At 41.8% G+C, this 14,440-nt stretch carries 12 protein-coding genes; 11 read left to right on the top strand and 1 reads right to left on the bottom strand.

Going from position 1 to position 14,440, the window contains the following annotated elements; genetic code table 11:
• Positions 1–52 precede the first annotated feature (52 nt).
• Entirely contained in the window at positions 53–322 is a 270-nt protein-coding gene (locus PY092_RS02130) for a helix-turn-helix domain-containing protein (RefSeq protein ID WP_252080903.1), read from the bottom strand.
• A gap of 614 nt (positions 323–936) precedes the next feature.
• Here PY092_RS02130 and PY092_RS02125 point away from each other — a divergent pair.
• The 11 genes from PY092_RS02125 to PY092_RS02075 all read left to right on the top strand — a co-directional run bounded on the left by PY092_RS02125 (position 937) and on the right by PY092_RS02075 (position 14,415).
• Positions 937–2,460, top strand: a complete 1,524-nt coding sequence (locus tag PY092_RS02125; RefSeq protein ID WP_275614201.1) for a PcfJ domain-containing protein — start codon at positions 937–939, stop codon at positions 2,458–2,460.
• Between the two features lie 60 nt (positions 2,461–2,520).
• The gene (locus PY092_RS02120; protein WP_008183741.1) at positions 2,521–3,357 is read left to right on the top strand and encodes a M48 family metallopeptidase; all 837 of its coding nucleotides are present in this window, start codon (positions 2,521–2,523) and stop codon (positions 3,355–3,357) included.
• Positions 3,358–3,362: 5 nt separating this feature from the next.
• Positions 3,363–5,705 carry an FHA domain-containing protein gene (locus PY092_RS02115; RefSeq protein ID WP_275614200.1) on the top strand — a complete coding sequence of 781 codons (2,343 nt, stop codon included), beginning with the start codon at positions 3,363–3,365 and terminating at the stop codon, positions 5,703–5,705.
• Entirely contained in the window at positions 5,702–6,571 is an 870-nt protein-coding gene (locus PY092_RS02110; protein ID WP_275614199.1) for a hypothetical protein, read from the top strand. Before PY092_RS02115 ends, PY092_RS02110 begins: the two co-directional genes overlap by 4 nt.
• A 17-nt stretch (positions 6,572–6,588) precedes the next feature.
• A complete protein-coding gene (locus PY092_RS02105; protein WP_252080907.1) occupies positions 6,589–7,152 on the top strand; it encodes an RNA polymerase sigma factor in 564 nt (187 codons plus the stop codon).
• Position 7,153: 1 nt separating this feature from the next.
• Complete coding sequence (locus PY092_RS02100; protein ID WP_275614198.1) at positions 7,154–8,392, top strand: hypothetical protein; 1,239 nt, start codon at positions 7,154–7,156, stop codon at positions 8,390–8,392.
• A 6-nt stretch (positions 8,393–8,398) separates the two neighbouring features.
• Positions 8,399–9,505, top strand: coding sequence for a WG repeat-containing protein (locus tag PY092_RS02095; protein ID WP_275614197.1), 1,107 nt, complete (start codon positions 8,399–8,401; stop codon positions 9,503–9,505).
• A gap of 152 nt (positions 9,506–9,657) precedes the next feature.
• A complete protein-coding gene (locus tag PY092_RS02090; protein ID WP_252080910.1) occupies positions 9,658–10,080 on the top strand; it encodes a hypothetical protein in 423 nt (140 codons plus the stop codon).
• A gap of 4 nt (positions 10,081–10,084) precedes the next feature.
• The gene (locus PY092_RS02085; RefSeq protein WP_252080911.1) at positions 10,085–10,858 is read left to right on the top strand and encodes a tetratricopeptide repeat protein; all 774 of its coding nucleotides are present in this window, start codon (positions 10,085–10,087) and stop codon (positions 10,856–10,858) included.
• Positions 10,859–10,903: 45 nt separating this feature from the next.
• Positions 10,904–13,666, top strand: coding sequence for a serine/threonine-protein kinase (locus PY092_RS02080; protein WP_275614196.1), 2,763 nt, complete (start codon positions 10,904–10,906; stop codon positions 13,664–13,666).
• Between the two features lie 5 nt (positions 13,667–13,671).
• The gene (locus PY092_RS02075; RefSeq protein ID WP_252080914.1) at positions 13,672–14,415 is read left to right on the top strand and encodes a PP2C family protein-serine/threonine phosphatase; all 744 of its coding nucleotides are present in this window, start codon (positions 13,672–13,674) and stop codon (positions 14,413–14,415) included.
• Positions 14,416–14,440 lie beyond the last annotated feature (25 nt).

Genomic DNA, 14,440 nt, shown 5'->3' with positions numbered 1-14,440 from the left:
GATTACTTCCACTTTTGGTGAATCCACAAATAATTTAAAAATGATTCCGTGGCTAAGGATTTGAATCCACAATCGTATCGCTTTCCGGCAATGGCTTACGTTGGTTCTGTAGCAACCAACTGACTATCTTTTCCCTTTCAAAGAATATCAGTTTTCCATTGGGCTTGGAGTGCGGGATATGCCCCGCAGCGGTAAGCTTGTACAGATAGCTTCTTGATATGCCGGTGTAATCACAGGCCTCATCAAATGTGAGCACCTCTTTGTTGGCTATCATTAGCCTTTCCAAACGGTCGAGCCGTTCGAGTATCAAAAAATTGTCCATTTTGTTTCTTTTTATAGATTAAAAATGAACAAAAGCGCTTTTGTTTTCTTTTGAAGAATTCTTTGGATAAAGATAAAGAGAGGATTAGGGAAAAGTAAGATTGGACGACATATTTTATTCACAAATATCTGATTTACTGTTTTTTACATCAAAATAGTTCAGATTAAATAGCATTGATGAATCCTTAGATTTATTTGGTTTTATTTGATACCAAATCAAGCTATTTTTAATATGGGCAAATAGGTGGTTGAATAGAAGAAATTGGGGTTATCAACAATTAAGACTAGCAGAAGTTGAAAACTGGTGCTATAGAAGAGGTGGATTTTTGTGTTTGTTTATTTCAAGTTTTAATGCCTCTGATAGAAAGCTAAACATTTCTGGGAAAAACTGTTCTAAAATTCTTTCTTATTGTGATACTCATGAATATCAATTAAAACGGGTAACTCAATGAAAACAAAAAAACAAACCATCCCTTTAAACACTGGATTTAAAATACGGCTAAGAAAACTGTTAAACCAATAAATTTCATTCAATCTGCTTACAAACAAACTTTAATGATGATATTCCCTTATTTTAGTTATATACTACTAGAGGATAATCAAAAGCATTCCAAAATGGGCCGTAAGTTTTACAAAAAACCCCACAACTGGCGTTGGCAACGATTTTATGAATTGAAGAATTCCCAGACTTCTTTGGAGCAAGAACTGGAACAATACCATTTAGACAAATCTGGAGGCCATGTCCATGATATGTACTGGAACAACCTAAGGGACCCTTTGGCCGCTTTGAATGGTTATATTCCCGGTTTCCACTGTTGTGTTGATTGCTATTATAGCGACATTGGCATGGGAAGCCAAGAGGATATCTGCGAATACAATTATCAAAGGGTGTACGAGAAGGTCATCAGCCAGGAAAGGACGGTTCAGAAGTTAAACATCGGTGATATGCTGCCTTGGGATTCACGTCTACAAGAACTTCAAAAGACTTTGGTGCCGGGAAACCAAATCGAGGAAAGACTGCACTCCTATTTTAAGGATTTAAATAATCTACCAGACACTATGGACAAGACCGTGGAATACCTACGAAAAGCGATTGGTGATCTATCAAATATTGAAATAATCAGAAAGGCGGTAGGCCCAGAACATGGGGAGTTTATTGCAAAGTGGTGCAGTTTGTTGTCCCCTTTTTGGTTGAGAGGTCCTGAATCTTGGACACCGGAAAGCGGAGCACACATCCTTGATCACCTTTTCACAGCATACGATGTGCCCAGTTTTCTCAATGAACAATGGTTCCCAAATCACAATGGCGGCTTTGGAAGAGACTACATTCCCTTCAAGTGGATATGCTGGTACTTGATTATTGGACAAGGTGGAAGTCTTAAGAAGGCGTCAGAATACTTTGGATGGAATATTTCCAATAAATTCCAGCACTTTCTTAAAGACGCACCCAACACCGATTACCCCATGGAATCATGTCTCTATGCAGAAATACGAAGGTTGGGAGGGAACCAACAGGACTTCATGCGCATAATGTACAGTCGTTCACTGGTGATTGACCCGACGGAACGGACGTCCGATGAGCCTTATCACAGATTTTGGAAAAACACGGTGATATGGTTGATTAGGAACCGAGAGTCAATAAGCGACGAGGAAAGCAACCTAATAATTGATTGGGCTCTTCATCGATATACTGAAGCGACTCGTAATGGTAATGAAGCGGAATTTACATGGAAGGGGAGGACGGTAAATAACGTGCTCGCGGCCAGCGAGGAATATTTGGCCTCCCGATACTTGCCCTCATGGATAGGATACCAATGGGAGGGGCATTATTGGGATTGGACCTTTACGGACGGGAAGGACAATACATGGGATTTTGTGGAACTGACCAACGGCAAACAATTGTATGAAGAAGGACGGATTATGCGTCATTGTGTGGGAACCTATGCAGGAAGGTGCGCCTCGGGCACTTCGGCAATTTTCTCCCTGAAAAAGAATGGAAACAGGGTCATTACAATCGAGATAAGTCCAAAGTTCCGCATATTGGTACAGTGCTTGGGCAAAGGCAACAGAAGACCTTCGGAGGAGGAATCCAAAGTGACCAAGCAGTGGTTGTCAAGTGTCTGTAGCAAAGATTTATAGGGAAATTTTCCACTTAAAAGATGACATTTGCTACATTTGGTTATATACCATAAAAACAAGATGAAACCAACCCTTTCCACTCTTCTAGTCATTCTCCTTTTTAAATGGTCCGGTGCACAGGAACTGCCCTTGGATAAACTTGACGAAGCTATAGCCGTCTACACCTCCAAAGTTGAAGATGCAGCCTTGTTGAACAACTGTGGCCATGCATTTGATGGCCCCGCCTTTCTATTGAAACAGGCGGAGAACAATTGGCTTGATTTTGCACTCTATATCAGCAGTAATTCCAAAAGCTCCATCGGCAGGGAAATTTACAGCCGATACGTCTTGTTGGGCCAATTGGACAACACCCATTTTGCCAGGGAAAAGGTCGAGGAAATCCTACAAGAAATCTCAAAGAACGTTTCCCGTAAAGGGGTAAACTACAAATTGAGCATACTTAAATCGGATGAAATCAATGCTTTCGCCACTCTTGGTGGCTATCTCTACATCACCACCGGACTATTGGACTTTGTGGATTCCTATGACGAACTGGCCTTCATCATTGGTCATGAAGTTGCCCACGAGGACCGATTGCACACCCAGCGTAAAGTGACCAAGCTCACACTCTCCACTGATCTAGGGGATATGACCCGAATGGACGGTTTTGCGGAAATAGCCAGTAAAATCAACAGAACACTGGCCCCGCCCTTTGATCAAATTGACGAATATGAGGCCGACAAAGTCGGCTTTGAGCTTGCCAAGGCCGCAGGTTACAATGTTAACCGATTTGCGGATTTTTTCAAAAAATTGGAGCGATATGAAAAACAGGATTTGCTAAGAAAGCTTACTTCGACACACCCCTTTGCAGAACATAGAAAGAACTGCATACACTCCTATATAGACAACAATAGATAAAAGAGATGTATTTAATTTACAATACACGGTCGATACCCCTTGAGCCGGGGAAAAAGCTGACCATTGGAAGAAATGGACACGGTGCGGAGATTGAAGTGGACGGTAGAAGGGTCTCCCGGGAGCATGCCCAAATTGAACGAAGATCAGAAGGGGTCTTTATCATCGACTTGGAGAGTGCCAATGGTACCAAGGTGAATGAAAAACGCCTGCAGCCTAATGTTTGGTCAAGTTTGAAACCAGGGGACATGGTCAATATCGCTTCTTTAACCTTTTACCTTTCCACTGAAAAACCTACCAAAAAAAAGGAACAAGAAGAAATTGAAAGACAAGGTCCATTCGATTTCAAACAAAAAATAATGGCGAAAGGGATTTTAAAAGTTGGACGCCAAAAAAGTAATGACCTTGTTTTGGAAGACCCTACGGTGACCCGTGAACATGCCCTGCTGTCATATTCCCAGGGAAGTTTTTGGGTTGAGGACCTAGGGTCTACCAATAAGACCTATCTAAACGGAAAAGAAGTAAAGACCAAGACAAAGCTGAACGACAGTGATACTATCACCATATCCTTTTACAGCATAACACTTGGTAACGGTCCCAGAGACCTAAGAAAAATCAAAAGTGCCATTATGGCCCGTGCCATACAAAAAAAATACCCGAACAACAAAATCGGGCTCCAAGATATGTCACTGGATATCCATCAATCCAAGTTCGTGGCATTGATGGGTCCCTCAGGTTGCGGAAAATCAACTTTATTAAAATGTCTCAATGGGGAGAATCCCGCCACTTCTGGGGAAGTACTGATTCATGGACTTTCGCTGACAGAAAATTTTGGCTTAATCAAAAAAAAGATAGGATACGTACCACAGGATGATATTGTCCATAGGGAACTGACCGTTTACAAGACCTTGTTCTATGCCGCCAAATTGCGTTTGCCGGATGATACGACCAATGAAGAAATCAATGAAAGAATAGACAAGGTAATCTCCGATCTAAATCTGGACCAAGACAAAGAGAAAGATATTCGGACTATAAAAGTAGGTAGTCTATCTGGCGGTCAACGCAAGCGTGTCTCCATTGCCGTGGAACTTTTGACCGAACCTACTATCCTCTTTTTGGATGAACCCACCTCTCCACTGGATCCTGAAACTATAGAGGGTTTCTTGACCAGCTTAAAAGAATTGGCACACAATGGGACTACTATAGTCATGGTCACTCACAAACCAGAAGACCTCAGTTATGTGGATGAGGTCATATTTCTGGGAGTACAGGGGCATTTGGTCTTTAAAGGATCAGCGGATTTATTGACAGCCCATTTTGAAGTGGGCAATATTGTAGAGGTTTACAGCAAAATGAGCGATTTCGAGGTGGTTGGTAAGTTTTATCAAAAACCGCCCAAGCAAAGTGTGCCTAGGACGATTAACCAGGAAATCAAAAAAGAGCGGAAAGACTCCCATTGGCTGCAATTGTTCTGGCTGATTTCCAGGTATTTCAGAATCAAGGTCAACGACAGGGAGAACCTCGGACTTCTCTTGGCACAACCTGTTATTATAGGGGGGCTTGTTTGTTTGGTCTTTGACAAGTTCCAGGTAGGGGTGCTGTTCTTGATGGCCATTTCAGGGATTTGGTTCGGAGTCAGTAATGCCGCCAAGGAAATTGTCGGGGAACTCCCCATTTACAAAAGGGAGCGCATGTTCAATTTGGCCATCAATACATATATTCTTTCCAAATGGGCGGTTCTTGCGCTCATCGCACTGATTCAGACCTTGATTTTTGTGGGCATTGTGTATGTTAACTTTAAATGGAATTCCCACCCCGACTTTGAAGAGATATTTCTTCGCTCGTTTTGGGGAAGCGCGGCATTCATGTTCTATATCTCCGTTTCGGCGTCACTCATAGGGCTTTGGCTCTCAGCGACCTTCAACAATACAGAAAAGGTGATGACAGTGGTACCCATTGCATTGATGCCACAGATTATGTTGGCAGGGGTAATGACCAAAATAAACAATACCCTTGTGGAACTGTTGAGTTTTTTCACTCTGGGAAGATGGGGCACCGAGGGATTGGCACGGGTACAGGACAAAGTATCCCCGAATTTGGAAGGCACTGTCGATACCACACAATCCGTAATTGCTACAGTGGCACTGCCCCCTCCTGCCAACGGGGTACGGGATGCCCCCTCCTCAGCCCTTCGAATATTGGACCTTTATAATGAAAAACTGGTGGACCAAGGAAAATTGATAGGAAGTCTCTTTGATGGGTTTGATAGGAACCTTCTGGCCATCGCCATTCTCAGCATGCTTTTTTACCTGCTGATTTTCGTATCACTTAAAAAGAAGGATGCCCTATGAAAATAACAACCGAAATAAAGGCAACAGTCCTGTTTGCCGTCCTTTCTGTCATTATCTCATGTGCCAAGAGACCGGAATTCGTGGCCATCGACAACATTGCCATTTTGAATTCCAAAAATGACACCCTTATGGTAGGGATGGACTACATTGTTTACAACCCAAACAATGTCAGGACAAAATTGCGCCAATCCAGTATGGAAATCTACTATAGGGACTCGTTGGTGGGCAATGGATTCTTAAAGGAACAGATTGCGCTAAATGCAAATGATACCATAGGAATCCCTGTAAGCTGCAAAATAAGCCTAAAAAGGTTAAGCACATTTTATCCCGAACTGCTTACCTCGGACTCTTCGACTTTTGAGCTCAAGGGAAACGGAAAGGTCAGCTTTATGTTGAACTCTTTCAGTATAGGATTGGATGACCAAATTCATCTTAATACCAAACAAGCTATTCTGACCCAGATTGAGCAAAACTTGGACTATGGTAAAAATTTTAAGTTACGCTCCATATCCAGTGACAAGCTACCTTCTTTAAGAAAAACGCAACTCAGACTCGAAATGGAGGCCATCAACCAAATGCCCATTGCATATCAAATCGATAGTTTGGAGCTGGGCTTTTATCTGGATAAGGCTAAAGAATCCGTAGCACATTGGACGTTGGAAGAACCATATGATCAGAAACCCATGGGGTCACAAATAATTCCTTTACAGGTTACTTTTAACAATCTGGACTTGTTGAAACAAATGAAATTCTCTTGGCTGACCGATCAAAAAGTGAATTTTGTTATTTTGGGGGAGGCACAGGTACTTATAGAGGGGTATAGGTTCAATGTGCCCATAGAAGACCTACTTGAAATAAGTTTTTAAGAAAGCCTTTTGACTAAATGACTGACCACGAACTTTTACGCCAGCTAAAATCAGGTAACGAGGAATGCCTTGGGCAGTTATATGCCCATTTGGGGATGGTAAAAAGCTGGATTTGCAGAAACAATGGGGACGAGGAAGATGCCCTCGATGTGTTCCAAGAAGCGATAATCGTCTTTTACAAGAATGTCATGTCGGGAAAATACGAGCAAAGAAGTAAAATAAGCACATACCTGTTTGAAATTTCTAAAAGACAGTGGCTCAACCAACTCAACCGAAGAAAGCGCCACGAACAACCTAGGGAAGCCAATGGTTTTGAAAGCAAGTTTGAAGAAGAACTGATCTATGAGGTTACCCACCCAGGGCCCAGATTAAAGGATTATTTGGGCAGGGCCATGTCACGCTTGGGGGAACCGTGCAAATCCCTTCTGGAAACCGCTATTTTTTTTGGCATGCGCATGGAGGATATCGCCGAAAGGTTCAACTATTCAAGCGCCAGGTCGGCAAGCCAGCAAAAATTAAGATGTCTCAAAAAGCTAAGGTCCAGCATTTCGTACGAGGACATAATCGCTTTAGAACAGTAAAATGATAGAGGAATTAAAGTACATAGCATTGATAGACAAATACCTTCGAGGTACACTGGCCCCATCGGAAAAAGATGAGGTAGAGGAATTAATGCACCACAATCCCGATTTTGCCAAAGAGGTAAGGGTCTATGAAAAAATATATGAGGGAATAACCAAGAAAGAAAAGGCAGAATTAAAGAACCGCTTACGAAAGTACTATAAAGAGTATCAAGAAAACCAAGAAACTCCAACTTCAGACCGACCAAACGGAAGATATCGAAGACTTTTCATTTATAGTTGGGCAATAGCAGCCTGTTTGATAATCGGTGGGGCCATTTTACTGTTCAATCAGTACGGCCCTTCAACATCAAACACCGAACCCACCGTGGTGGACGTGGATACAACATCCACAATGAAGACCGATTCCATTTTTGATCTGGATGAGGGAAAACTGGTCGAAGAAAATAAGCTGGATAAGCCAGATATTGATAGAGTGCAGGATAATGACAATCTGGTCAATCGAGAGAATACCGATGGTTTACAAAAACACGACAGTGTTCAAAATCCCAACACAGAGAGCGAGGTACAATTGGCTATTGGTGGTTACAAAACCCTTCCAAGCAGAGCGGTAAGAAAATATCAATCCTCTAGGTCCCTTTCCTATACTTTTCATGACGGTGTTTTCAAATTGTACGGTCGTCCATTGATGGGGAAATTGGAAGCCCTGTCCCTTAGGATTTTAAAGAACAAGGAATCTGGCTATTTTCTTAAGTATAAAAACGACTACTATGATCTGGAAAAAACAAAACGGAGGTTACCGTTGATAAAGGTTGATGCAAAGCGCAACAACAAGGGGGTGAATACACTTTTCAATAGACCCATTAAATCAGTTCCATCCCAAGAAGAGGTAACCGTGAACATTGTTGGCGTCCAAAATGCTTCAACTGTCCTATCGGAATTGTTGGTTAGGTTTGATAATGACAATAGTGGAGAACAAACATATTTTTTCAATAAAGAAGAACGGCAGTTGGAACTTATAATCCAAGCCGATCTGGATTTGGAAAAGGCAATGGTATACCGTGTGGAAGAAGCTGGACGATATTACTATTACCTGGTCCAGGACAGTCAAATTTATGCTTTGGATGAAGATGCAAAAGATGCGACGCCCTTAGTTACCGTTGATATTACCACGAACAGATTGGCACGACTTTTTATAACAAGGGAACCCATAAAAACAGTAGTTTACGAAGAAAGATAAATGGGAATGGAAAAAAGAGACAAAATCCTTGCCCCGGCTCTCGTTCGCGGAAAATGGGGATATATCAATAAAGCGTGCGATTTTGAAATACCGCTCCAATTTGATAGGGCCTTTGGTTTTTATGAAGGCTTAGCGAAGGTAGTGCTTGGAGAAAAATGCGGCTTCATAAATACTGTGGGAGAATTCGTGATTCCTCCCATTTTTGACATAGATGGTTCCTATAATTTTTTTAATGATGGTTTTGTCAAGTTAAAACTAGAAGAGAAGTCCTTCATAGCAAATACAGATGGAGAAGAAATCGACGTAAGTAAATTTGAAGAAATTTATGGGTTTTCAGAAGGTCTGGCCGCGGTCAAAACAAATGGAAAATGGGGATACATCAATAAACTTGGCGAAATGGTCATACCCCCAAAGTATAGCACTACCTACGAATTTCAAGAAGGTTTGGCCGAAGTCGAATTAAATGGGAAATGGGGCTACATCGACAAAATAGGTAACGAGATCATTTCTTTAAAGTATACCGATGCCTCGGAATTTTCAGAAGGTTTGGCCCGTGTAGAATTTGGAAACGGTTATGGTTTTATAGACAAGAGGGGCAATGAAACAATTCCTGGCAAATATGAGCATGCCAGTATATTTTCTGAGGGCAGGGTTGCCGTGGCGAAAGATAAATATTGGGGATATCTTGATTCCCAAGGAAATCCCATTACTGAATTTAAATATAATGAGGAATCCCCATTCCATTATGTGCTCAATGAACCCCAAGCTTTTTCTGAAGGCCTGGCAGCGGTTCAATTCAGTAACAAATATGGTTTCATCAATTCAGAAGGAATCGAGGTCATACCATTCAAGTTTTCTATGACTCATGGTTTTAAAGACGGGTTTGCTTTCGTTGTCAATTCCCTTGGAGGCTTTATAAATAGTGATGGGGATGAGGTAGTTCCTCTAAGGTACTGGGAAGCCAAAAGGTTTTCCTACGGTTTGGCCCCGGTCAAATTTGAAAAAAAATGGGGCGCGGTGAATACCGACGGCGATGAGGTCATTCCTGTAAGCCTTGATTATTTGGGAATTTTCAGAAAATGCAGCTCACCCTTTGAACGGATAAAAGAATAGAAGTCGTAAAAAAGATGACATTTTCATTTTATGGTTATACATGTATGTAAACATGAACCAAACAGAAGATGAAGACCTTAAATTACATAAGCTTTAAATTACCCCCACTTTTATTGATTATTTCCTTCGTATTCTGGTTCCTAATATCAGGGATGAAACATGGATATACCCAAAATGCACAAGAACAACGGTCAGTCATAGGATTTCACTGCTCTTTTTTCGGCAGACCAACAAAGTTGGTTTTGGAAATGGAGTTGGCCATAAAAAGATCGGAACATGAAAAGATCCGTAAGCTGCTTTTCTCGAATGATACCGGAAAAAGATATTTGGCGGTAGTGCTATGTGAGGCATTGGAAGAACAAAAAGTTATCAAATTGACCAATTTGGAGAAACTTTACGTTAAAGGTCTCTATGATTCGGAAAGCGAGGTATCGTTTTGTGCTGGTTGTGCATTTTTCGAATCGCACAGTTTTAGGGACTTGCTCGGAGAGCATACCCGGTTTGGGGAAGAAGCCAGGAAATGGGCTTTCAAAAAAGTAAGTAGATCAAACTCTAATTATAACCATAAAAGCTGAAATAATGAAAAAATTTGTTTTGATAGTATTCTTAATGGCCCTCGTTCCAAACATAGCCATGGCCAAAAGAGTCAGGGGTCTTTTCGGAAAAAGCGAACGCATAGAAAAAATTATGGATGTAGACATAAAGGGTTCGAATGGGGAAGATCTTTATTTAGGATATAAGACCACTTCCCAATTCTTCTTTATGGGAGTATACATAAAGGATGATGGCTACGTTTTGGGCATTAGGGGAAAGTTTGGATCGTACTATCCACTGGATAACCAACAACTTTTATCCTTTCAAGAAAACGGTAGTCTCCCGAATCCTATGCCGTCTTACGAAATACCATTTACGGATTGGCTATGGGGTTTTTCTCTTTGGATATTAATGGTAATATTGGCGGTGATTTGGTTCTTTCCAAAAAGCGGAAAGTCCCTTTTTGAAAGGGGTTGCACATACTATTTTGGGAAAAATGTCAAAGTGGACTATTCCAAGGCTTTTGCATACTTTCAAAAATCGGCAAAAAAGAAATATGCCCCGGCGATATTCAATTTGGGAATCATGCACCTCAAGGGCCAGGGAGTGCCAAAAGACATCCAGCAAGCCGTTCCGCTATTTGAACAAGCATCGGATATAGGAAACACCAATGCAAATGTGACGTTGGGCAACCTCTACTATGAAGGGGTGGAAATTCCGAAAGACTTGGGCAAGGCGAAGGTATGGTTCAACAAAGCTTGTGGACAAGGCCATGATGGGGCATGCAAAATGGTGGCTCATATCCAAGAACAACATTGATTTTTAGTACATTTAGGAAACGACCGAACAAACAACAAAAAACCTATGAAACTATCACATTATGAGTGGGACCCTGAAAAAGACCTAATCGCGGAAGGTGGATTTGCCGAGGTTTTCAAGGCACGTGATTTAAATACCGAAGGCAGGTATGTGGCACTAAAGATTTACAAAGAAGCCGTATCCAGGGGTACACAAGGGAGTACGGGACAGAAAAAGTACAGTCTGGAACAGGAGTTCTCCAAAATTGATGGGCTTTCTCATACGCATCTGATCACTTATTATGATCTCGAGTACATTGTCCACAAAGATGCCATGGGAAGAAATGCCAGCTATCCAGTTCTTATTATGGAATATGCTGGGGAGGGCACCTTAGCCCAGGCCATACAAAAAGGCCTGTCCCTAGAGGATTCCGAAAAAATCATTTTGGAAGTCGCCCAAGCCGTGGATTATCTTCATGGACAGGGTATCATTCATAGGGATTTAAAGCCTGGCAATGTTCTTTTCGGCAAGGATAGAGGCGGAAATAGAGTTTCCAAAATAACGGATTTTGGTATCAGTCAAGATGTCCTATCCGAAAAAACCATCCAACAGTCCATGACCGAGGGGGTAGGAACACCCCATTATATGGCCCCTGAGCAGTTCTTCAAAAAGAAGTTTGGATTGAATGGTGAAATCGGTGAACGAACGGACGTTTGGGCCTTGGGAATCATGTTTTACAAGATGTTGACGGGTAAATTACCTTTTGGTCATGGCAGTAAGGACTATGAACTGACCAGGGATAGTATCATTGGTGAAGAACCGGATTACTCGGAAGTTCCAGAAAAATATAAAGCCATTTTACGCACCAGTCTTGAGAAAAATGCCATAGATAGATTTTCCTCTGTCTCCGGCTTCGTACGTGCGGTGAACGAAATCGATGGTGGCGAGGGCACCATTTTTATTCCTTCAAATATATCCAAGGACAAAGGTAAAAGGGGAAAAAGGAAAAAGGTCTGGCCTGCCCTGATAACATTCTTTTTGGTTTTGGGACTGGGCTTCGGGGGCTACGCTTTTTATCGCTCCAACAAGATAAATACGCTTTTGGCAGATGGGTGGAACCTTTATAAAGAAGGCAAATTCAAAGAGGCCTATGACATCTTTATTAAGGCCTCCGACTATGGGTCCGGAGAAGCCTTTTATTTCCTTTCCAGATTCAATCAAAATGGGTACGGGACAGAGGTCGATTACGAAAAGGGCTTTGAATATGCGGATATGGCCATTGATGCAGGATATGACCTGGCGAACTTTAATCATGGATGGGCCTATCAGAACGAACTCGGTGTGGATATGGACACGGTCGAGGCCAAAAAATTCTATGGAAAGGCAAAGAACAGCATTGTGACTCTAAGCGATGATGGTAACCCAGAGGCTCTAAATCTAAGGGGGTTAATGCACTTTTTTGGTTTTGTTATGGAAAAGGACGCGAGTAAGGCAAAACTGTATTATGAAAAAGCTTCTAGTAAGGGCCATCCAGCTGCAATCGAAAACCTAGCAATCCTCAATACGTCTGAAAAAAATTATAAGGAAGCGTTCGAGGGGTATGAAAAATGCGCGTCCATCGGCAGGTATTCTGGATATCGGGGCATGGCAAATATGTACAGGTTTGGTCAGTATGTGGCCAAAGATACTGTGAAGGCTTTGGAACTATTTACAATCGCTGCTGAGAACGAGGATATTATTTCCCAATTTAATCTGGGCATTTTCTATAAAAATGGAGTATTGGCTAAAACGGACCGCATAAAGGCAATACAATGGTTGACCAAAGCGGCAGATAAAGGACATTTGGGAGCTCAAAATGAATTGGGCACTTTATATTTCACCGACAAGAATTATCAAGAGGCCAAGAAATGGTTCCAATTGGCGGCCGATAAGGGAAATACGTTCGGAATGCACAATATGGGTCTTCTGCACTATTATGGATGGGGTATTACAAAAGACATAAAAAATGCAAAAGGTTGGTACCAAAAAGCCGCTGACAAAGGGTATGCCAACTCACAATACATGATGGCTAAAATCCTTGAATATGGGGAAGCGGATGGAACCGTAGATCTGCCCAAGGCAATAAAATATTATGAGCTTGCCGCTGGTCAAAATCAAGGTTCAGCTCTTTACGCTTTAGGCAGATTATATTATGAAGGAAAAGGAATAAACAAGGATTACGAAAAGGCCAAAGAATTTTTTACCAAATCAGCGGCCCAAGATATTTTAGCTGCAGACTTCATGTTAGGCACTATGGCTGAAAAGGGTTTGGCTGGGCCTGTAGACTATTTGGAAGCCGAAAGAAGGTATCTCAATGTAGCTACTAAAGGCCATCTCGAAGCTCAAATAAAATTGGCTGACCTGTATTACGACCTCAAGTTGGGCAAGGACAAAAAAGGAAATGCTACCCCGTGGTATTTGAAAGCCGCAGAAAATGGTGACTTGCACAGCCAATACAGGGTGGCGGTGATGTATTACAATGGCAAATATTATTACGCTGCCAAAAAATGGTTCCAAAAGGCGGCCGATCGAAATCATGCCAATGCGCAAAGTTATCTCGGCTATATGTACGACAGTGGCCTCGGAGGGTCTAAAAACATGAAACGGGCTTTTGAACTATATCAAAAGTCTGCCAAAAATGGTGATCGAGTCGGAATGTATAACCTAGCCTCTTGTTACTATAGTGGCCTTGGAACCGGAAAAAACATCTATCTGGCAAAAACCTGGTTTCAACGATCTTGTGAAAAGGGGTATAAAAAAGCCTGTGATTGGGTTGTTAAAAAATATTGAAGAAAATGGAAATTCAACTACCGGTCCGTTGCAATGAAATAGGCAGTAGGGAATCAAATGAGGATACCATATACCCTGCAATTCCAACCAAGGATTCCCGTCTGTTCATGGTATGTGACGGTGTCGGTGGCCAAGCCAAAGGTGAATTGGCATCCCGTCTGGTGTGTAACGAAATGGCTTCCTTTATCAAAGATAACCCTTCCAGGGGAGTGCAAGATCCAGCCTATTGGTCGAAAGCCCTAGAATTTGTGGAAAATACCTTCCGTGAACATTTAAGAAACTTTCCGGAATCAAAGGGCATGGCAAGTACATTGAGTCTTTTGTATATATCAGACCAAGTTGGAAAAGTGCAGATAGCTTGGTTAGGTGATAGCAGGATATACCATATTCGTGATGGAGAAGTGCTCTACCGCACCAAGGACCATTCAGTTGTGGAGGCAATGTTGGATATGGGAGAGATTACGCCGCGGGAAGCAAGGAACCATCCCAAACGGCATATCATTACGAGGGCAATCAATGGCCTGAACCCATCCAAAGTAGATGTGAAAACCATCGAAAATCTTCAAGAGAATGATTTCTTTATGCTCTGTTCCGATGGAATCCTCGAGAATATAGACGAGGAAAAAATTGGAAAGTTGTTTAAAAAGGAAATTCCTGTTGAGAAAATATCAGCAATGATAACGGCCGAGGCAAAGGGAAACACGAAGGATAATTACTCCTTTTACCTAATAAAAATTGATAAGATATAGGTACTGCTTTGAGCCTTAAAAACTT

This window comes from Flagellimonas yonaguniensis (genome assembly GCF_029193885.1).
Lineage (GTDB): Bacteria > Bacteroidota > Bacteroidia > Flavobacteriales > Flavobacteriaceae > Flagellimonas > Flagellimonas yonaguniensis.
Note: the sequence above shows the minus strand (reverse complement) of the source record. Positions and strands in the feature narration are given on the sequence as shown.